The organism is Vibrio sp. KUL78, from assembly GCF_059725505.1.
Genome location: NZ_AP045837.1, coordinates 3,480,601 through 3,500,468 on the forward strand (window position 1 = coordinate 3,480,601; position 19,868 = coordinate 3,500,468).

Below are 19,868 nucleotides of genomic sequence, written 5' to 3' on the forward strand. Positions count from 1 at the left end.
AGTCAAAATAGGATCTGTTTTGTTGTTAAGAAGGATTTGGTCACAGGATCGACCAAGAAGTGAACACTTGTTTAATTAACGTGCGATAAATTATCACTAAAAAAGAGTCTAGTCTAGCTTTGAAAAAAACAAAACCGTGTATTTGTTAAGATACACGGTTTTCGTTACTTCTCATTATAAGTTCTCGTCTAAGAACTCTTTTAGCTGAGTTTTTGACAGTGCGCCAACCTTAGTTGCTGCCACTCCGCCATCTTTGAAAAGTAGTAGCGTTGGAATGCCACGAATACCAAACTTAGGTGGAGTACCTGCGTTTTGGTCGATGTTTAGCTTGCCGATAGTGAGTTTGCCTTCGTACTCATCTGCGATTTCATCGAGGATTGGGGCAATCATCTTACAAGGACCACACCACTCCGCCCAGAAGTCAACAAGAACCGGGCCTGCAGCATTAATTACGTCAGTTTCAAAACCGTCATCCGTTAGCTGCAAAATCTTTTCACTCATCTTTCACTCCGATATTTTTTGTATTGATGAGATAATCACCAACAATTAGATCTCCTATTGGAATGTATTTACCTTCGTATTGCAAGCTTAAGCTGATATTCTATACCGATGAAAAAGACGCATATCACAGAGCAAAAGTTCGCCGATTTAGATTTGCACCCGCAAATCATTGAAGGATTGGAAAAAAAAGGGTTCGAATACTGTACCCCTATCCAAGCCTTGGCGCTGCCGGTACTGCTCGCCGGCCAAGATATTGCAGGACAGGCCCAAACCGGGACGGGGAAAACGCTTGCGTTTCTCACTGCTACCTTTAACCATCTGTTAAATACGCCTGAACATGAAGGCCGCAAAGCGACACAACCGCGCGCGATCATCATGGCTCCAACGCGCGAACTTGCTATCCAGATCCACAATGATGCCAAGCCGCTCATTGAAAGCACGGGTCTGAAAACAGCACTTGCGTACGGTGGTGATAGCTACGACAAGCAGCTTGCTAAGCTTGAACAGGGCGTCGATATCCTTATCGGTACCTGTGGACGTATTATCGACTTCTATAAGCAGCGTGTCTTTAACCTCAACAACATTCAAGCTGTAGTTCTTGATGAAGCCGATCGTATGTTCGACCTTGGCTTTATTAAAGACATTCGCTTTTTGTTCCGCCGTATGCCTGAGCCTAAAGACCGTCTCAACATGCTGTTCTCTGCTACCTTGTCATACCGCGTACAAGAACTAGCGTTCGAACATATGCATAACCCTGAGCACGTGGTTGTTGAGCCTGAACAAAAGACCGGTCACCGCATTCAAGAAGAGCTGTTCTACCCATCAAACAATGAAAAGATGGCTCTACTACAGACGCTAATTGAGGAAGAATGGCCTGATCGCGCCATTATCTTTGCCAACACTAAACACAAGTGTGAAAAAGTATGGGGCCACCTTGCTGCTGATGGTCACCGTGTTGGTCTTTTGACTGGTGATGTACCACAGAAGAAGCGTGAAAAGATCCTTGAGCAATTCACAAAAGGTGATGTGGATATTCTGGTTGCGACGGACGTTGCAGCGCGTGGTCTACATATCCCGCAAGTGACGCACGTATTCAACTACGACCTACCTGACGACTGTGAAGATTACGTTCACCGTATTGGCCGTACAGGTCGTGCTGGTGCAAGTGGTCACTCAATCAGCTTTGCTTGTGAAGAGTACGCGATCAACCTACCAGCGATTGAAGAGTATATCGAGCACTCAATCCCAGTGTCTGACTATGACTCAAGCGCACTGTTGACCGAGCTACCTGCTCCACTTGTTATGAAGAGCCGCAACTCAGGTCCTCGTCGCACGAATACAGGTGGTTCACGACCATCGAACAGAAAGCCTCAAAGAAGGCCAAGATCGCCAAGGTCTTAAGACCGAGATCTGACATAAGCAGTAATCTGAACAGGAAGTAAGCAGTTTTTATGAGTCTCGCAGTGAATTCTTCACCTTTGTATGCAGCTATCGATCTTGGCTCCAACAGTTTCCATATGTTGGTTGTACGTCATATCGATGGCAGCATTCAGACCATGGCCAAGATTAAGCGCAAAGTGCGTTTGGCCGCAGGCCTTGATGATGAGATGGCTCTCAGTCAAGAAGCAATGCAGCGTGGTTGGGAATGCCTTAGTCTTTTCGCGGAAAGACTTCAGGACATCCCACAAGAAAACATCCGTATTGTTGGCACCGCCACGCTTCGTACTGCAACTAACGTTGATGTTTTCTTAGAGAAAGCTAATCAAATCTTGGGTTACCCAATCCAAGTGATCAGCGGTGAAGAAGAAGCAGCGACCATCTATAAAGGTGTGGCTCATACGTCTGGCGGCACTGGCCGTCGCCTTGTGGTCGATATTGGCGGTGCCAGTACTGAGCTTATTATTGGCGAAGGGTTCGAGCCAAAAGCATTGACCAGCTTAAAAATGGGCTGCGTGACTTGGTTAGAGCGTTTCTTTAAAGACCGCCAACTGAACAAAGCCAACTTCGAACGCGCTATCGAAGGCGCCAAACAGACACTCGCCCCAATTCTAGAGCAGTATCAGGGATTGGGCTGGGACGTGTGTGTGGGTGCCAGTGGTACAGTTCAAGCTCTGCAAGAGATCATGCTGGCGCAAGGTATGGATGAGGTCATCACTCATGCCAAACTCAAGCGCCTGCAAAAACAAGCGATGCAAGCTGATCATCTTGAAGAGCTCGACATTGATGGCCTAACGCTAGAACGTGCTTTGGTGTTCCCAAGCGGCCTATCTATCCTGATTGCCATTTTTGAACTACTCAATATCGACTCCATGACGCTTGCGGGCGGTGCGCTGCGCGAGGGAATGGTGTATGACATGGTTAAAGAGCTGCAACAAGATGACATTCGTGCACGCACTATCAACAGCGTGCAAACCCGTTGTCAGCTCGATGTGGAATACGGCGATCAAGTTGCTGCTACTGCCACCAGCTTATTGGTGAGCTGTGGTAATGAAAGCTGGATTGAAGAGCCACATGCCATTGCACTGCTCGAAGCTGCATCAAAACTGCACGAAATCGGCCTCACCTTAGACTTTAAAAAGGCCGGTGAGCATAGTGCGTACTTACTTCAGAACTTAGATTTGCCGGGTTTCACTCGTGCGCAAAAACATCTACTTGCTGAAGTGGTTCGTCGATACAAAGACCAACTGACACCACTACCATCGCAGCATGCTCTATCGACACAAAGTGCCGAGCGCGTACTGCGACTGCTACGCTTATCGGTGATCATTACTCACCGCCGTCAGCGTGATCTGCAGCCTCAATTTGCGGTGCAGTGTGAGGGCAACAGCCTAACGCTCTCTATTGATAAGCAGTGGTTAGAAGCCCATCCTCTGTCAGCGGCAGAGCTGGAAATCGAGTCTAACCGACAGTCAGATGCCGGTTGGCCACTGACGATTCAGGCGGTCTAAGCCTGATTCAAGCGGCTCAAGCTGATTACTGTGAAAAAAAATCCCGAACCAAACAGTTCGGGATTTTTTGTTTTTAGCTTCTAGAGACTCGTTAGGCTTTTACGCCGGTCACCTTTAACTCTGGGTTCACTGCGGTAAGCTTCTTCACCAAGAAGTTGAGCAGCACGCCGTACATAGGAACGAACAGGCCGAGACTGATCACCAGCTTAAAGCCGTAGTCAACCAAGGCGATCTCCGTCCAGTGCTCTGCCATAAACGGATCTGGGCTTTGGTAGAATGCGATAGCAAAGAAAGCCAGCGTATCCAGCGCGTTACCAAACAGGGTTGAACATGTCGGAGCCACCCACCACTGCTTCATTTGGCGCAGACGGTTGAAGACATGCACATCTAGGATTTGTCCCAGCAGGTAAGCCATAAAACTTGCCGCCGCGATACGAGCAACAAACAGGTTAAATTCACCTAAGTGTCCAAAGCCTTGGAACTGCCCTTCAAAGAACAATACCGATAATCCATACGACACCGCCAACGCAGGCAGCATGACCAAGAAGATGATCTTACGGGCTAAACCAGCACCAAAGATACGTACGGTCAGATCGGTTGCAAGGAAAATAAATGGGAAAGTAAATGCGCCCCACGTGGTGTGGAAACCGAAAATAGTAAACGGTAGCTGCACCAAGTAATTACTGGATGCGATGATCACCAAGTGAAATAAAACAAGAAATGTCAGGGCTTTGCGCTGCTGCGCGGGGAAAACGGGTTCATATTGTACCTTTTTCGTTTTGCTTGGGGTTGAGGGAACCCAAGTTGAGGCAAAGCCTCGAGTGACTAATAAAATGGTTTGTTGTGCCGCTTATTTAACTCATTGTTTCATTAACTAAGCTCAGCGGCGGGCGATTATACATTAATCAATTTAACGCGCAATAGAGGATAATAGAGCAAACGTTTTCGAGCTAACGACGGAATGCGTTATGTCAAAAGCCGCGACGAAATAGCCCCGCTAAGAAATCAAACTCTTCTTTGCTCGCAGAGATATCTAAAGCCTCAAGCCACATTGATTCACTGTAGTGCTCACCTTTTAACAGCATACGGCAGCCTTCAAAATCCACCAGCCAAGAGTGAATGTCTGCATCCCATTGCTTTTCCACCACAGTTGCGCCGAGCTGGTCGAGCATCAACATCGCTAATGAATCAAAGCTATCAAAATCAAAAGAAGGCGTGACAATAAGTAGCTTACCTTCCTCTTCAATATATTCACGAAGACCAAAATCAGCCATGACCAGTTAAGTGCTCCTGTATTAAGTCGAGGAAAGGATCGGCATACTTTTCAAGCTTGCGCTCACCCACCCCATTCACGGCGAGCATTTCACCATAAGAGGTTGGTAAAATTTCCGCCATATCAATCAAGGTGGCGTCGCTGAACACCACATACGGTGGCAAGCCATCTTCATCGGCAATTGACTTACGTAGTTTACGTAGTTTGGCAAACAGCTTCTTGTCGTAGTGTTTCGACGCCAGTTTATCGGATTTCGCGCTGCGCGCCGCGGTATCAAGTCTCGGTACGGCAAGCTCTAGCGTGATATCACCACGCAGCAGAGGGCGCGCTTCTTCTGTCAGTTGCAACGTCGAGTTGCGAGTGATGTTCTGACTCAGTAGCCCTTTGTGGACCAGTTGCCTAAAGATACTCACCCAATAATCGTGACTATGGTCGCGGCCAATACCGTAAGTGGTGAGTTTGTCATGCCCATGCTCGCGAATACGGATATTCGACATGCCACGCAGCACTTCCACAACGTAGCTAATACCAAAGCTTTGATTGACGCGATAAACACAAGAGAGTGCTTTCTGCGCCTCTTGGGTGGCATCAAAGTGCTTAGGTGGATCCAAGCAGATATCGCAGTTACCGCAAGGCTGCTCTCGGTACTCTCCAAAGTAATTAAGCAGTACCTGACGACGACAAGTTTGCGCCTCCGCAAAGGCACTCATGGCGTTAAGCTTGTGATTCTCGACCTGCTTTTGTGGTCCTTCAGGCTTTTCATCCACCATGCGGCGCAGCCAGCCCATATCAGCAGGATCGTAAAGCATCATCGCTTCTGCGGGCAAACCATCACGTCCTGCTCGGCCGGTCTCTTGGTAATAAGATTCGATGTTGCGCGGGATATCAAAGTGAGCAACGAAACGTACGTTCGGCTTATTGATACCCATACCAAAGGCCACCGTTGCGACCACGACCTGAATGTCATCACGCTGAAACGCATCTTGAACATAAGCACGCTCATCGGTATCCATACCAGCATGATAGCCTGCCGCTCGGATATGGTTGCCACAAAGCTTTTCGGTGAGCATTTCCACTTTCTTACGGCTACCACAATAGATGATTCCGCTGCCGCCCTTGTTCTCGCCAAGAAAGCGCACGATCTGCGAGACCGGCTTATGCTTCTCTACCAAGGTGTAACGGATATTAGGTCTATCAAAACTGCCCAAGTATTCGTGCGGGTTTTGTAGATTAAGCCTGTGGATGATGTCTTTGCGAGTGGCATCGTCGGCCGTTGCTGTCAGCGCCACAACGGGTACGTAGGGAAATTGCTCTTTTAGTCGACCGAGCGCGGCATACTCAGGGCGAAAGTCGTGCCCCCACTGAGAAATACAGTGCGCTTCATCCACAGCAATCATCGACAGCTCAATATGCTCTAGCCTTTCGATGAAGTCGTGCATCAACACGCGCTCTGGCGACACATACACTAGCTTGATCTGCCCGCTGTTCATGCGGCGATAGATATCAATCAACGCCTCTCTCGACTGAGTCGAGTTAATACACTCTGCAGCAACGCCGTCAGCCTTGAGCTGGTCGACTTGATCTTTCATCAGGGAAATCAGTGGCGAGATAACCAAAGTCACGCCGGGTCTCACCAAGGCAGGGATCTGATAGCACAGAGATTTACCGCCACCGGTTGGCATGATCACGAGACCATCGTTGCCCGCAATAGCACTGTCGATAACTTCTTGCTGTCCCGGACGGAACTCTTGATAGCCGAAAACGGACTCTAAGACCGACTGCGAACTGGGTAGTGATTCAGATTGTTCTGCAGCGAGTACGGCTGTCATGCAATATCCTGATGAAAGTCTTTGATGGGTCGAAAACGCTACATTGTAGAGGGGTTGTCACTTGAAGGAAACTCAATTTGCTCTGCGGGGTGAAGAAAAAGTAGCTTCATATCGAGCATTAAATAGTCCAAAACTCTACAACACGTTATACTCAAACGCTTTCCTCCCCCTTTTAGGTCACAGACCTGCTCTTGAGAAAATTTGCATGTCATTAGAAGAACAACAAAGAGCCAAACAAGGCGTACTGCTCGCTATCGGTGCTTATACAATGTGGGGTATCGCCCCTATCTACTTTAAGGCACTAAGTAGCGTTTCTCCCTTAGAAATTCTCAGCCACCGAGTGATCTGGTCATTTGTGTTGCTGACTGTCTTACTTCACTTCGGTCGACGCTGGCGCAGCGTTCGCGATGTGTTGCGCTCAAAGAAGAAGATGGGCTACCTAGTCACCACCGCTCTGCTCGTTGGTATTAATTGGCTTATCTTCATCTGGGCGGTTAACGCCAATCACATGCTTGATGCTAGCCTGGGTTACTACATTAACCCGCTCATCAACGTGATACTCGGCATGCTGTTTTTAGGTGAACGACTGCGAAAGCTACAGTGGTTTGCCGTCGCACTTGCTACCATTGGCGTTCTGATTCAACTTATTGCATTTGGCTCGGTACCCGTTGTTGCCCTCGCCCTAGCAATGAGCTTTGGCCTCTACGGCTTGCTGCGCAAGAAAGTCAGTTTAGATGCTCAAACCGGGCTATTCATTGAAACCTTAGTGATGTTGCCAGCTGCCGCCATTTATGTGCTATTTATCGCGGATACGGCGACGTCAAATATGATGGATAACAGCACGACACTGAATCTCCTCCTTATCTCTGCAGGTATCGTCACCACGCTACCACTCCTGTGCTTTACCGGTGCGGCGACACGCTTAAAGCTGTCGACTCTTGGTTTTTTCCAATACATTGGCCCGAGCTTAATGTTCTTGTTGGCCGTACTGGTGTATGGCGAAGCCTTTACCTTAGATAAAGCGCTCACCTTTGCCTTCATCTGGGGTGCATTGGTGGTATTTAGCTTCGATGGACTAAAAACCAATCGCAGCAATAAGAAGACAATGGCTAAAACTCAGTAATACAGACACAGAAAACAATGAACGAAATCACTATTCTAGTCACTCTCGCCACGGTGCACTTTGTTGCCCTCATGAGCCCGGGCCCAGACTTTGCGCTCGTGGTACAAAATGCGACTCGATTTGGACGCCAGACTGGCTTTTATATTGCCCTGGGACTGTCATTTGGCATCTTGCTACACTCGATTTTCAGTCTAACGGGCGTGAGCTATGTCGTTCATCAGCACCCGACGCTGTTTGCCGTGGTGCAAATCGCTGGCGGCAGCTATTTGCTTTACCTAGGTATTGGCGCCTTGCGCTCCGTATGGGGTAGATGGGCACAGCGCCACCAGCCAAGTGACCTTGCCAATGACCCTAGTCTTCTGCTTTCTAGCCGAAGACAGGCGTTCTCTCGCGGCTTTACCACCAATATTCTCAACCCGAAAGCCTTGGTGTTCTTTATTAGTTTGATGTCTAGCTTGGTGCCATCAACCATGTCGATTCCGGGTAAAGTGGCGGCTCTCGTAATTCTATGGTCGCTTTCCTTGGCCTGGTTCTCGTTTTTAGCCTGGGCGCTATCGACTAAGCGCATGCAGCGTAAGCTTGGATCAGCGGCTATCTACATTGATGGGCTATGTGGTGTGCTGTTTTCTGGAATTGGTGTGACTATCTTCACTCAGGTGATTTCCGGCCTTTAGGGTATTTTGCGCCATTCGACACGCAGCGTGTGCGAGATCTCTCACAAAGCCTTAGGTGTTTATCGCTTCGTGCTACAAGCATTCACCCCCAAAACGAGATAACCATTTGTTTTTATTAGAATGTAGCTAATTTCGCTTTGCTGAGACAGTGGATTATTACCGTTTAACTGGATTGCTCCGAGGCCAGTTTCGTTTAATATTAACCATGTCGGAAGGATGCTGACACGGAACAGGAAACGCTCACGGATTTGGGCATCTTCAGGAAGAAGATACGGTTATTCAGGATGAATGATCGGCATGGAAAGCAAATTGGACATTGAATGGACGCAATAGTAACTAGGATGGTTACTACTAAGGAAAGACAATGGACACCTCTGGATGAGGCAAGGACTTAGCATCAGGATGATGTCAGGGACACCGCTCAGGGAACAAGTGAAGTGCGCTAACGAGGATTGTTAGCAGATCAGGATAAGATCATTAGGACACCGCTAGGAAGGCGACGAAAGGACTAAGCTGACGGATTACAGCACACTATCATGGATTAGATGCATGGAGCACTTTTAGTAGCCGGATTGCTGCGAGTAAGACTATAACCCCGATGGGCGCAAGCCCTCGGGGTTTTTCTTTGTCTGCGATCTAGCGATTCAGAACAAGGCTCAACCTAGAACACTAGATACAAAAAAGGAGCCCATCGATAAGCTCCTTTTGGTTAAACGTTCATGTTGAATCGTTTACAGCTTTTCCAGCTTGGCGTACTGCGTCACCAACCACTTGATACCCTCACCATTAAAGGCAACTTGTACGCGGCTTTGTGGGCCACTTCCTTCAAAGTTTATGATGGTTCCTTCACCAAATTTAGGGTGCATGACACGCTCACCTAGATTGAAGCCCGTTTCGTTGAAGTTATTCTTCACTTCCGTTTGGCTAAAGCGTCCCGCTGTCGTTGGACGGCTGACTTGCGCCTTCATGCGAACTTCTTGCAAGCATGTCTCTGGCAGCTCTCTGATAAAACGAGACGGCTTATGATATTTGTCTTGTCCGTAAAGGCGACGCATCTCTGCGTAGGTGATGAATAGCTTCTCCATCGCACGCGTCATACCCACATAACAAAGGCGACGCTCTTCCTCTAACCTGCCCGCTTCTTCCGCCGACATCTGGCTAGGGAACATACCCTCTTCAACCCCCACCATAAATACCATTGGGAACTCGAGACCTTTGGCACTATGCAGTGTCATTAGCTGCACCGCATCATCAAACTCATCGGCTTGACCTTCACCGGCTTCTAATGCCGCGTGAGTTAAGAACGCCGTCAGCAGCGTCATATCTTCCGCTTCTTCAGGTTTCTCAAACTGACGCGTTGCGGTGACGAGTTCTTCCAAGTTTTCAATGCGCGCTTTAGACTTCTCGCCCTTCTCTTGCTCGTACATAGCAAATAGCCCAGAGGTCTTAATCACATGGTCAGTTTGCTCATGAAGCGGCGATTCAAACGTGTCGTCTTCGAGTGCATTGATAAGCTCAATGAAACGCGATAGCGCGCCAGCAGCGCGCCCAGCAAGAACCTTTTCATCCAGTAGTGCAATACTCGCTTCCCATAGCGTTGCCCCGCGATCGCGAGCGGCAAAACGAATGGTATCTAGAGTTTTATCCCCCAACCCACGAGTCGGTGTATTCACAATACGTTCAAATGCGGCATCGTCGTTGCGATTGGCCATCAAGCGCAAATAGCCCAGAGCATCTTTGATCTCTTGGCGCTCGAAGAATCGCATACCACCATAGATACGATATGGCAGTTGCGCTTGAATCAAGGCTTCTTCTAAAACACGGGACTGGGCGTTGTTTCGATATAGCATGGCGCAATCTGTCAGACTGCCACCTTTATCATGCCACTCTTTGATTTTACCCACGGCAAAACGCGCTTCATCCAGCTCGTTATACGCAGAGTAAACAGAAATCTTTTCACCCTCGTTACCTTCCGTCCATAGCTCCTTACCCATACGTTCAGTATTGTTGGCAATCAGCTCGTTGGCAGCTTCAAGGATGGTTTTGGTTGAACGGTAGTTCTGCTCAAGGCGAATGGTTTTCGCACCTAGGTACTCATCTAAGAACTTCTGGATATTCTCGACCTTAGCACCACGCCAGCCATAAATAGACTGGTCATCATCGCCAACAATCATCACCTTACAATCAGCACCGGTCATCATTCGTAGCCAAGCGTACTGAATGTTGTTGGTGTCTTGGAACTCGTCCACCAGAATGTGTTTGAAGCGCGCTTGGTAGTGTTCGCGAACAAACTTGTTGTCACGCAGCAGCTCATGGGCGCGCAGCAGGATCTCTGCAAAGTCCACCAGCCCAGCACGGTCACACGCCTCTTGGTACGCGGTGTAGATCTGCAAATAGGTCTTAGTCACAGGATCTTGGTAGCTATCGATATGTTGAGGTCGTAGCCCCTCATCTTTCTTACCATTAATCCACCAAGCTGCCTGACGTGCTGGCCATTGCTTCTCATCCAGGTTCTGCGCCTTGATGAGACGTTTTAACAGCCTTTGCTGATCGTCGGTATCAATGATCTGGAAATCTTCTGGAAGCTTAGCATCGAGATAATGCGCACGCAGGATGCGGTGACAGATGCCATGGAAAGTGCCATTCCACATACCAGAAGCACTGCCCATCATCAGCTCTTCAATACGCCCTCTCATCTCTGCTGCCGCTTTATTGGTAAAGGTCACAGACATAATGGAAAACGGAGAGGCGTTCTCAACCGACATAAGCCAAGCAATACGATGCACCAGAACGCGCGTTTTACCACTGCCTGCACCGGCAAGGACGAGCATGTGCTCTAAAGGGGCTGCAACAGCTTCACGCTGCTTGTCATTGAGACCGTCGAGAAGAAGAGAAGGATCCATGATGAGTCTTAGCTACTGGTTATTTATACATATCAGTTGATTATAACTCAAACAGTCTCACCATTTCAGAAAATTTTCTTAATTTTAAATTTAAAAAAATTAAATATAAATCAATGACCTAGCCTGATATTTAACATTATTACAAAGTTTTTTTGATCTTTTTGAAAGATTTTTGTTTGGCTTCCTATCCTATTGGATAAGCAAGTCGCAAACAGTGACCTGTGAAAATAAACCACACGGATCAAGTCTCGAGGAAAGTACTATGAAAACTACTAATCTAGCTATCACTGCAGCAGTTACCGGTCTAATCGCTCTTGGCGGTGCAACACTAGGCGCAGCACCAGCACACGCAGCAGATAAAGAGAAATGCTACGGCGTATCAAAAGCTGGGAAAAACGACTGTGCAACAAAAACCAGCTCATGTGCAGGTACTGCTAAAGAAGATAACCAGAAAGATGCCTTCGTTGTTGTCCCTAAGGGTCTATGCGGCAAACTGGTTGGTGGTAGCACAGAGTCTGCGTAACCGTCCCGCGTGCTAGAAGCGACAATGCTATCAGCATAGCTTGATTGTAACTTTGTCTTCACTTTGTTTGTTCATACGTTTTCAAGTTACAACAAGACCGGAGGGGCGTAACGATACGCCCCTTTCGTTTTCTACAAGTTACCCACAAAATCAAACAGATCAGGGAGATCATCATGGATCGAAGTCGTGCCTTTCAGCTTGTTGGTGTTGGATTACGCACACCACACCTAGACTACTTTGAGCAGCATGCTGATAAGGTAGGATGGCTTGAGATTCATAGCGAAAATTATTTCCTATCGCATACTGCTGAGTACCGTCAGTTAAAGGCGATTCGCGATCAGGTCAATATCAGCTGTCATGGTATCGGGCTTTCTTTGGGTTCGGCGTCCGAAGTAAACACTCAACACTTACATCAGCTCAGACGGCTCATCGATGACATTCAGCCATTTGCTGTTTCAGATCACCTAAGTTGGAGTGAGCACGGTGGGCATTATTTTAATGACTTGCTGCCACTTCCCTATACGGAAGAAGCGTTGATACTGTTTTGTCGCAATGTGCTTCAAGTACAAGATGCAATTCAAAGGCCGCTATTAATTGAGAACCCATCCAGCTATTTGCGATTCAATCACTCGACGATTCCAGAATGGGAATTTCTCGCTGAAGTACAACGTCGTACTGATTGCCGTCTGTTACTCGACCTGAACAACGTGCATGTCTCTTGCTTCAACCATGGCTACGATGCAAATCGCTATCTTGCCGCTGTCGATCCAACGACCGTAGACGAGATTCATTTAGCGGGCTTTACCCCTAAGCAGCTTGAGCAAGGTGAAATTTGGATTGATACCCACAGTGCTCGGGTATCGGATGAAGTATGGGAGTTATATCGAGAGTGGAACAGTTCAAACGCGCCAGTCCCTACTCTCATTGAGTGGGATCTCGATATCCCCGAGCCGCAAGTGCTACTCGAAGAAGCTGAGAAAGCGATCGATATTCTCGTTGAAAATAGCACGCAGACATTGAGGAGCGCATAATGAATCCCAGCGAACTAAGTCTTAGAGAACTTCAATCGGCCTTCAGTCGCTCCCTCTGCAAAACTGATAGCAGCATCAACCAATATATTGTCGGCGACCACTTTAGTGCCGATGATCGTATGCAAGTCTATCGCAATAATTTCGTCATTAGCCTAAGTGAAGTATTAGCAGCCTGCTATCCAATAACATTACAGCTCGTGGGAGAGGAGTGTTTCCAGTCAATGGCAAAACACCACATCATTCATCATCCCCCACAATCAGGCAATGTCGCCGACTATGGGGAAGGCTTCACGCACTCCGTATCTGAACTGGACAACATTACAAGTGCGGTTCCCTATTTAGTCGATGTCATGACGCTAGAATCAGCGATTGATGCACTTAATCAATGTCCGTTAAGCAGCATTAATGATGACATCGAGCCACTCGTCAACATGAGCCTAGTACCAGAGACACAACACAGTGAGCTTGTGTTTCATGTGAAACCAAATCATCGTTTGATGCAGTCTGAATTTGCTATCGCGAGCCTTATAGAGGCAATTCACAACGACCAGCTCGAAGATTTCAATATCAATCAACCCGAATCCGTGCTCGTCACAAAGCAAGGATTGGCATCCCCTAACATATATGTGATTGACGAGACTAGCTTTCAATTGTTGGTCGCTTTATCTCACCAGCAGCCACTTAAGTTCATTGATCCTGCTCTCCTAACGGCACTACCAAGTATATTCGCCTTGGATGTTGTAGCTGGATTTACTCTGCATAACGATCACACCGCAAGGAGCATGACATGAAATCAACACTCTCTAATTGGCTAGTAAGCTACGATAAGCTAATCGATACGCTTCAAGCAGGCTTTGTACCATTGCTGTTACTGTTCTGCCGCCTCTGGGTCGCTTGGGTTTTCTTTAATTCTGGACTCACCAAGATTGCGTCATGGGACAGCACGCTTTATCTATTTGAGCTCGAGTACCAAGTGCCGATTTTACCCTGGGAGTTGGCGGCATATATGGGTACTGCAGCGGAATTGATCTTGCCGGTGTTTGTTGCTCTCGGCTTGTTTACTCGACCAATGGCAGCTGCCTTGTTTGTGTTTAATATCATTGCCGTTGTTTCATACCCACTGCTTTGGGAAAAAGGGTTCTATGACCACCAACTCTGGGGCTTGATGATATTAGTCGTCGTCGTATGGGGACCTGGACCTATATCCGCAGATAAAGTCATTCGTTCACAGATAAAATAATCTGTTGATTGAATAATGTAGGAAGTAAAAAGCCCGGTATAAATATACCGGGCTTTTTAATAAAACGATGGATTACTTGTTCGCAAGAAAAGCTTTTAATTCTTCAGCTGAAATGCCTTGTTCTGCCAATTCTTTGGCGAGTGACTCTACCTGCTCACCTTTACGAGATTCAATGACTTGCTGAAATTGATAAACAATATCTCGCAGTATATGGATTGGTACCTGTTTAGCGGCACTGCGGATTCGCTCTTCACTTTGGTTACCCAATTCATTGAGCAACTTACCAAACATGATTTTTTCTGGAGATTCTTCCATTTGCTCGAGAACACGAGCCATTTCGTACGTTGTCAAAGACATTACTGCGTTTATCCAGTTATTAATTAATACGGGGTATATAGAGCTAAATATACACCCGTTTTTTCAATTGGGAAAACTAAATCGATTTTAAATTAGCCGATTTTTACAGTTTGATGCCAGCCTTTACCAACTTTTGTCTTGAGGATAATTAGTGCAGGCAGCACAAGCCACATTTGCAATGCAATCATATAAGGTGCTTCTAAACCCATTCGCTGCATGATACCAACCAAGAGACCAGCACCACTCATCTGGAACAAACCAAGTAGCGCAGCAGCTGTGCCAGCTTTATCGCCAAATGGTGCTAACGCCTTACCCGCCGCGGCCCCCAATATAAGGGCAAAGCCTATCGATGAAAGAATGACTGGAACCATAAAGGATGCCGGTGTGTAGAGCTTCGCTCCCCAAACCATCGCCGCGCCAGCGGTCAATAAAGTAACAATACCGAGTTGCAGAGTTTTGTGGGTCCCCACCTTGTCCATAATCTTTGGCGCTAACATACAAGCAGCAATATTAAATACCGCATTAAGACCGAACCAAAACGTAAAGGCGTTCATCGACAAACCCATTTGTTCCATCAAGACTACGGGTGCAGACGTAACATAGGCAAGAATAACACCCATCGCCAACAAACATAGCGTGGCATGAAATAAGAAAGTTGGTGTACTAAGCACCTGTGTGTAGCGAGACAAAGCAAAGTACTTTTCGCCAATTTGAGCAGGATTGGTCTCACGCATGTTAAGTAGAACTATGCCTCCAACCATAAGTGCAAATCCCGCCATAAAGCTGAAGTTTGCACGCCAGCCAAACTGCTGTGTTAAATAACTACCCAAGATTGGAGCGAGTGCCGGAATAAAACAAATGGCTCCGTTAAGGTAGCTGATCATTTTTCCACTGCGCTCTGGCCCATACATATCGCGAACGGTTGCAAAGGCCGCTACAGATGTCGCGCACGCACCTAAGCCTTGTAGCAACCTTGCGGCAAGCATCCACTCGATAGATTGAGCTGCCCACGCCAAGCAAGCACTCATTCCGTAGATAGCGATACCACCAAGGGCAACCGTTCGACGTCCTAGTTTATCGGCAAGTGGCCCTGCAAAGAGTTGACCCACACCCATCGCAATCAAAAACCAAGTGATCGTGTCCTGAGCACGAGTATGTGCGACATCAAAAGATGAAGAGATCTGCGTCAATGCGGGCAGATAAATATCAATAGCCAAAGGGCTAAAAAATACCAACATGACGAGCGCTGCTACTTGGACTTTAGAAGGGGTGTTATTCAAAGGTCGCCTCTTACCGATAGAATCTGTTCAATTGGGATGCGATTCTATATTCGTTATGATATGAGCAGAAATGGTTTATACTCATTAGCATTATTCCTGAAAGGAATTTCTCACTATGAACTTAGAAAAGCTGAGTCGGATCGATCTCAATTTATTGCTCTGTTTGTCGGTTCTCTTAGATGAATGCAATGTGACTCGGGCAGCAAATCGATTGTGCCTAACCCAATCCGCGGTCAGTAAGTCTCTATCCAAACTACGTGAGTTGTTTGATGACCCGCTATTTACTCGTCATGCTCATGGCTTGTCTCCCACACCACGTGCCCTTCAGCTTAAGCCGAAACTTGATATTTTGGTGGCTCACATGCAGTCGATAACTGCGCCACCAGAGTTTTCGCCGACCACCAGTGAATACCGTTTCCACATTGCAGCCGTAGAGAGCGTTTACCCTCTCATCATGCCGCATTTCTTACCTGCGATATTCAGCCAAGGTCCTAATCTTAGTATTAGTACTCATGCTTGGAATGAATCTACATTTGAGCAGATGCAAAAAGGCGAACTCGATCTTGGTATCACTGGTAAAGACATTGATATTCGAGATGCTATCCGCACTATGGTCGCCCCAGACGATATCCAAGAACTTGAGGTGTATAGAGACAATCAGATGTGTCTGGTTCGTGCAAACCACCCTATTCTTTCTAAGCCTTGGAACCTAGATACCTACCTTTCCTTGCGACATGTACAAGTACGCTGTGATGGAAGCGACCGCTGGCTGTTGGACTACAAACTCGCTGATATGGGTAAAGAGCGTGATATCGCCATTACGGTTCCTGACTTTAATAATGCAGCTGCTCTTTGCAGCTATACCGATTTTGTCTTTACCGCACCGAGGCATTTTGTTCACTTGGTCGCTGAGCAAATGGGACTGAGAGTCTTGCCACTGCCCTTAGAGTTTCCTCCGATGGCTTACACCTTATTTTGGCACAAAGACAGGAATCGCGACCCGGCTCTAAACTGGCTTATCGACATCATTCGTCAGAAAACATTGCACTTAAGATAACGAACCAAATTTGATCGTAGTAACTAATGGTGGATAGTTTCATCTGAGCATAGAATCGATTGTATATCATCCGCAAAAGCGCTAGCTTATAGAGCAAATAATAGTAAGGTGACACGCTTCGCCGAGACAAAGGAACTACAGATGCAGGAACAGATTTCTCGCCGAGTTGAACAGATTCAATCTTGGCTCACCGACAATAACTTAGATGCGTTTATTGTTGCCCATGAAGACGAGTACTTGGGCGAGTATGTCCCAGCTCACAACGAGCGACTTCACTGGCTAACGCAGTTCACTGGGTCAGCAGGTGCAGCGGTTATCACTCGCCAATCAGCCGCTATTTTTGTTGATGGTCGCTATACGGTACAAGTTCGCAAGCAAGTTCCAGCAGGTACTTTTGACTACTGCCACCTTATTGAACAACCACCACTAACATGGACTATGGAGTCAGTTGAGCTTGGTGCTCGCATTGCCGTGGATCCACGCATGCATAGAGGGAGTTGGTATCAAGGCGCAATTGAGCAGCTTGCAGGTAAGTACGAGCTCGTTGCTGTTGATGAAAACCCGATTGATCTATTCTGGAGCGACCGCCCTGACGCACTGCTAAGTAACGTTCGTTTGATGCCTTTAGACAAGGTTGGTCAAAGCAGTGAACAGAAGCGTAACGCGCTTGCAGAGTCGCTGAGCAAATCTGGTGCCGATGCAGCCATCATCACCGAGCTAGATTCTATTTGTTGGATGCTCAACATTCGTGGTCTCGATGTTTCACGCCTGCCTGTATTGCTTTCCCATGCCATCCTGTACTCTGATGGTACAACGCAGTTCTTTATCGACCCATCTAGAATCGAAGACCGTGAAGCCTTCAATTCTCACGTTGGGCAAGGCGTAGAAGTTTGCCTACCTGAAACTTTAGAGAGCGTCCTTAAAACTCTAGAAACCAAAAAAGTCACGTTGGACCCAGCGACAAGTAACGCTTGGTTCAAGCTCAAATTAGAGCAATACGGTGCATTGCTGCTGGAAATCGCCGATCCATGTTTGATGCCAAAGGCCGCTAAGAATTCTGTAGAAGTTGAAGGCATGAAGCAGAGCCACATTCGTGATGGTGCTGCGATGACCAACTTCCTCTGCTGGCTTGATGCAGAAGTTGCAGCGGGTAATCTATATGACGAAGCTGTACTTGCTGACAAGCTAGAAACCTTCCGCCGCGCAGATGCAAGCCTTGTCGACCTCAGCTTTGATACCATTTCGGCCTCAGCTGGTAATGCTGCTATGTGCCATTACAATCATGAGAACCAGGAAGTACCAGGCCCAATCATTCAAGATACCTTGTACCTTGTAGACTCAGGTGGTCAGTACCTAGACGGCACGACAGATATTACTCGCACCATCGCAATCGGTACGCCTAGTGACGAAATGAAGCGTCAGTTTACACTGGTACTAAAGGGTCATATCAGTCTCGCATCTGCACTCTTCCCGAGAGGAACTTGTGGTCACCAGTTAGATGTATTAGCTCGCCAGCATTTGTGGGCAAATGGCTTCGACTACGACCATGGTACAGGTCATGGTGTGGGTCATTTCTTGAGTGTTCATGAAGGACCACAGCGCATAGCAAAGGCTGTCAACAATACTCCCCTGATTCCTGGCATGGTGTTGTCAAATGAGCCGGGTTACTATCGTGCAGATGAGTTCGGTATCCGTATAGAGAACCTTGAGCTTGTTGTCGAAAAGGCAACAAATGGTGATAGCGTAATGTACGGTTTTGAGGCGTTGACTCGCTGCCCAATCGACAAACGCAATATCGTGACAGAACTGCTCACTGAAGGCGAAAAGGCTTGGTTGAATCAGTATCATCAAAAAGTCTGGTGCGACGTCTCTCCATTAGTCGAGGGGGAAGCGCTGGTGTGGCTAGAGGAAGCTTGTAAGCCACTATAAGATTAATCCGTTAGATAAAGAAAAGGCGCTGGTTTACAGCGCCTTTTTTCGTTGTTTCACGTGAAACATGTAAGAGTTATTATCCAGAGTAAGACTGGTGCCAATCCTTCCAAACCGGTTCCATACCCGCCCTTTTAACAGAGGCCGCAACAAGCTCTGCACTTCGCTCATCACTAATGGCAAACTGCTCTAGCTCTTCTTCGTCGTTAGCGTAGCCGCCTGGCTGTGTTTTAGATGCTGCGCTAATACTGGTAATACCGAGAGGATAAACATGGTCTCTAAACGTGGCTGATTCACGAGTCGACAGTGACAACTCTACCTCGTTATTGAATAGTCGATAAGCGCAGATTAACTGAACCAGCTGCTTGTCTGTCATCACCGACTTAGGTTGCAGTGCTCCCTCGCAAGGTCTAAGCCTTGGGAACGAGATCGAGTAACGCGTTTTCCAATAACGACTCTCAAGATACTGAAGGTGTGCCGCGACGTAAAAACAGTCGGTGCGCCACTCTTCGAGTCCTATCAGAGAACCGATTCCAATTTTATCAATACCAGCCTGCGCAAGACGGTCCGGCGTATCCAGTCGGTAATCAAAATCCATCTTGTTACCACGCAGATGATGCTCTGCATAGGTACGTCTGTGATAGGTCTCCTGATAAACCATCACTGCATCTAAGCCGTGCTGCTTTAATGTCGCGTAATCTTCTCTATCGAGAGGCTGCACTTCCATCGCGAGATAGCTAAAGTGTTTTTTAATCTCTGGAATGACTTCGTTAAAGTACTTCATTCCTACCTTATTCTCGTGCTCGCCTGTCACCAAAAGGATATTGTCGAAGCCCATTTGTTTAATAACGTCACATTCGAGTGCTATCTCCTGCTTCGATAGTGTTTTACGCTTAATACGGTTTTCCATGGAAAAGCCGCAGTAAGTACACGCATTGGCACACAGGTTGGATAAGTACAAGGGAATGTACATAGACATAGTATGACCGAAACGCTTACGAGTAAGAGCAAAGGAACGCTGCGCCATTTGCTCTAGAAAAGGCTCGGCTGCAGGACTAATCAACGCCTTAAAATCTTCTAGATCAAGACGAGATTTAGACAAAGCTCTTTGCACATCGCTCGCTGTTTTGCCATAGATAGACAGCCTAACGTCATCCCAGTCATACTTAGCATGTTCTTCAACAAAGCTCATGGTGCTCT

Annotated in this window: 18 protein-coding genes; 10 read left to right on the plus strand and 8 right to left on the minus strand. The window is 47.3% G+C overall.

Annotated features, from left to right (window positions below; all coding sequences use genetic code 11):
* Positions 1-174: 174 nt before the first annotated feature.
* A complete protein-coding gene (trxA, locus tag AC6I8Y_RS16180) occupies positions 175-501 on the minus strand; it encodes a thioredoxin TrxA (RefSeq protein WP_042478899.1) in 327 nt (108 codons plus the stop codon).
* A gap of 108 nt (positions 502-609) precedes the next feature.
* Between trxA and rhlB the strand changes: the two genes are divergently transcribed.
* Positions 610-1,902: an ATP-dependent RNA helicase RhlB gene (gene rhlB / locus AC6I8Y_RS16185; protein WP_498020553.1), complete on the plus strand. Its 1,293-nt coding sequence runs from the start codon at positions 610-612 to the stop codon at positions 1,900-1,902.
* A gap of 50 nt (positions 1,903-1,952) precedes the next feature.
* Positions 1,953-3,449: a guanosine-5'-triphosphate,3'-diphosphate diphosphatase gene (gene gppA / locus AC6I8Y_RS16190; RefSeq protein ID WP_498020554.1), complete on the plus strand. Its 1,497-nt coding sequence runs from the start codon at positions 1,953-1,955 to the stop codon at positions 3,447-3,449.
* Between the two features lie 91 nt (positions 3,450-3,540).
* On the opposite strand, the gene AC6I8Y_RS16195 is transcribed toward gppA, so the two are convergent.
* From AC6I8Y_RS16195 to recQ, 3 genes are all read right to left on the minus strand, one after another.
* The gene (locus tag AC6I8Y_RS16195; protein ID WP_498021538.1) at positions 3,541-4,176 is read right to left on the minus strand and encodes a 7-cyano-7-deazaguanine/7-aminomethyl-7-deazaguanine transporter; all 636 of its coding nucleotides are present in this window, start codon (positions 4,174-4,176) and stop codon (positions 3,541-3,543) included.
* A 244-nt stretch (positions 4,177-4,420) separates the two neighbouring features.
* Entirely contained in the window at positions 4,421-4,723 is a 303-nt protein-coding gene (locus AC6I8Y_RS16200; RefSeq protein ID WP_394154760.1) for a DUF3630 family protein, read from the minus strand.
* Positions 4,716-6,551 (minus strand): ATP-dependent DNA helicase RecQ, encoded by a 1,836-nt coding sequence (recQ, locus tag AC6I8Y_RS16205; protein WP_498020555.1) that lies wholly within the window; start codon positions 6,549-6,551, stop codon positions 4,716-4,718. The genes AC6I8Y_RS16200 and recQ overlap by 8 nt, the downstream gene beginning before the upstream one ends.
* A 205-nt stretch (positions 6,552-6,756) precedes the next feature.
* On the opposite strand from recQ, the gene rarD reads away from it, so the two are divergent.
* Together rarD and AC6I8Y_RS16215 are read left to right on the plus strand one after the other, a co-directional pair.
* A complete protein-coding gene (rarD, locus tag AC6I8Y_RS16210; RefSeq protein WP_498020556.1) occupies positions 6,757-7,674 on the plus strand; it encodes an EamA family transporter RarD in 918 nt (305 codons plus the stop codon).
* A gap of 17 nt (positions 7,675-7,691) precedes the next feature.
* Complete coding sequence (locus AC6I8Y_RS16215) at positions 7,692-8,348, plus strand: LysE family translocator (protein WP_112478781.1); 657 nt, start codon at positions 7,692-7,694, stop codon at positions 8,346-8,348.
* A gap of 731 nt (positions 8,349-9,079) precedes the next feature.
* Here AC6I8Y_RS16215 and uvrD read toward each other — a convergent pair.
* Positions 9,080-11,251 (minus strand): DNA helicase II, encoded by a 2,172-nt coding sequence (gene uvrD, locus AC6I8Y_RS16220; protein ID WP_234494921.1) that lies wholly within the window; start codon positions 11,249-11,251, stop codon positions 9,080-9,082.
* A gap of 262 nt (positions 11,252-11,513) precedes the next feature.
* Here uvrD and AC6I8Y_RS16225 point away from each other — a divergent pair, with 262 nt between their 5' ends.
* The 4 genes from AC6I8Y_RS16225 to AC6I8Y_RS16240 all read left to right on the plus strand — a co-directional run bounded on the left by AC6I8Y_RS16225 (position 11,514) and on the right by AC6I8Y_RS16240 (position 14,045).
* Positions 11,514-11,774, plus strand: coding sequence for a BufA1 family periplasmic bufferin-type metallophore (locus AC6I8Y_RS16225; protein ID WP_042478904.1), 261 nt, complete (start codon positions 11,514-11,516; stop codon positions 11,772-11,774).
* Between the two features lie 173 nt (positions 11,775-11,947).
* A complete protein-coding gene (gene bufB / locus AC6I8Y_RS16230) occupies positions 11,948-12,805 on the plus strand; it encodes an MNIO family bufferin maturase (protein ID WP_498020557.1) in 858 nt (285 codons plus the stop codon).
* Entirely contained in the window at positions 12,805-13,596 is a 792-nt protein-coding gene (locus tag AC6I8Y_RS16235; RefSeq protein ID WP_498020558.1) for an HvfC/BufC N-terminal domain-containing protein, read from the plus strand. The genes bufB and AC6I8Y_RS16235 overlap by 1 nt, the downstream gene beginning before the upstream one ends.
* Positions 13,593-14,045: a DoxX family protein gene (locus tag AC6I8Y_RS16240; RefSeq protein WP_498020559.1), complete on the plus strand. Its 453-nt coding sequence runs from the start codon at positions 13,593-13,595 to the stop codon at positions 14,043-14,045. The genes AC6I8Y_RS16235 and AC6I8Y_RS16240 overlap by 4 nt, the downstream gene beginning before the upstream one ends.
* 72 nt (positions 14,046-14,117) lie before the next feature.
* On the opposite strand, the gene tsrA is transcribed toward AC6I8Y_RS16240, so the two are convergent.
* Positions 14,118-14,402: an H-NS-like global regulator TsrA gene (tsrA, locus tag AC6I8Y_RS16245; protein ID WP_042478912.1), complete on the minus strand. Its 285-nt coding sequence runs from the start codon at positions 14,400-14,402 to the stop codon at positions 14,118-14,120.
* A 92-nt stretch (positions 14,403-14,494) separates the two neighbouring features.
* Complete coding sequence (locus tag AC6I8Y_RS16250) at positions 14,495-15,640, minus strand: multidrug effflux MFS transporter (protein ID WP_498021540.1); 1,146 nt, start codon at positions 15,638-15,640, stop codon at positions 14,495-14,497.
* A 157-nt stretch (positions 15,641-15,797) separates the two neighbouring features.
* Here AC6I8Y_RS16250 and AC6I8Y_RS16255 point away from each other — a divergent pair, with 157 nt between their 5' ends.
* Entirely contained in the window at positions 15,798-16,739 is a 942-nt protein-coding gene (locus tag AC6I8Y_RS16255; protein ID WP_394154744.1) for a LysR family transcriptional regulator, read from the plus strand.
* A gap of 141 nt (positions 16,740-16,880) precedes the next feature.
* Positions 16,881-18,668, plus strand: coding sequence for an aminopeptidase P family protein (locus tag AC6I8Y_RS16260; protein WP_498020560.1), 1,788 nt, complete (start codon positions 16,881-16,883; stop codon positions 18,666-18,668).
* A 79-nt stretch (positions 18,669-18,747) separates the two neighbouring features.
* Here AC6I8Y_RS16260 and thiH read toward each other — a convergent pair whose 3' ends face one another.
* Positions 18,748-19,860: a 2-iminoacetate synthase ThiH gene (gene thiH, locus AC6I8Y_RS16265; protein WP_498020561.1), complete on the minus strand. Its 1,113-nt coding sequence runs from the start codon at positions 19,858-19,860 to the stop codon at positions 18,748-18,750.
* Positions 19,861-19,868 lie beyond the last annotated feature (8 nt).

Excerpts from the sequence above, each read along its gene's own strand:
- AC6I8Y_RS16225 (WP_042478904.1), top strand. The coding sequence starts at position 11,514 with ATGAAAACTACTAATCTAGCTATCACTGCAGCAGTTACCGGTCTAATC.
- bufB (WP_498020557.1), top strand. The coding sequence starts at position 11,948 with ATGGATCGAAGTCGTGCCTTTCAGCTTGTTGGTGTTGGATTACGCACA.
- rarD (WP_498020556.1), top strand. The coding sequence starts at position 6,757 with ATGTCATTAGAAGAACAACAAAGAGCCAAACAAGGCGTACTGCTCGCT.
- AC6I8Y_RS16215 (WP_112478781.1), top strand. The coding sequence starts at position 7,692 with ATGAACGAAATCACTATTCTAGTCACTCTCGCCACGGTGCACTTTGTT.
- thiH (WP_498020561.1), bottom strand. The coding sequence starts at position 19,860 with ATGAGCTTTGTTGAAGAACATGCTAAGTATGACTGGGATGACGTTAGG.
- AC6I8Y_RS16200 (WP_394154760.1), bottom strand. The coding sequence starts at position 4,723 with ATGGCTGATTTTGGTCTTCGTGAATATATTGAAGAGGAAGGTAAGCTA.
- uvrD (WP_234494921.1), bottom strand. The coding sequence starts at position 11,251 with ATGGATCCTTCTCTTCTTCTCGACGGTCTCAATGACAAGCAGCGTGAA.
- AC6I8Y_RS16240 (WP_498020559.1), top strand. The coding sequence starts at position 13,593 with ATGAAATCAACACTCTCTAATTGGCTAGTAAGCTACGATAAGCTAATC.
- AC6I8Y_RS16255 (WP_394154744.1), top strand. The coding sequence starts at position 15,798 with ATGAACTTAGAAAAGCTGAGTCGGATCGATCTCAATTTATTGCTCTGT.
- recQ (WP_498020555.1), bottom strand. The coding sequence starts at position 6,551 with ATGACAGCCGTACTCGCTGCAGAACAATCTGAATCACTACCCAGTTCG.
- rhlB (WP_498020553.1), top strand. The coding sequence starts at position 610 with ATGAAAAAGACGCATATCACAGAGCAAAAGTTCGCCGATTTAGATTTG.
- trxA (WP_042478899.1), bottom strand. The coding sequence starts at position 501 with ATGAGTGAAAAGATTTTGCAGCTAACGGATGACGGTTTTGAAACTGAC.
- gppA (WP_498020554.1), top strand. The coding sequence starts at position 1,953 with ATGAGTCTCGCAGTGAATTCTTCACCTTTGTATGCAGCTATCGATCTT.
- AC6I8Y_RS16250 (WP_498021540.1), bottom strand. The coding sequence starts at position 15,640 with ATGTTGGTATTTTTTAGCCCTTTGGCTATTGATATTTATCTGCCCGCA.
- tsrA (WP_042478912.1), bottom strand. The coding sequence starts at position 14,402 with ATGTCTTTGACAACGTACGAAATGGCTCGTGTTCTCGAGCAAATGGAA.
- AC6I8Y_RS16235 (WP_498020558.1), top strand. The coding sequence starts at position 12,805 with ATGAATCCCAGCGAACTAAGTCTTAGAGAACTTCAATCGGCCTTCAGT.
- AC6I8Y_RS16260 (WP_498020560.1), top strand. The coding sequence starts at position 16,881 with ATGCAGGAACAGATTTCTCGCCGAGTTGAACAGATTCAATCTTGGCTC.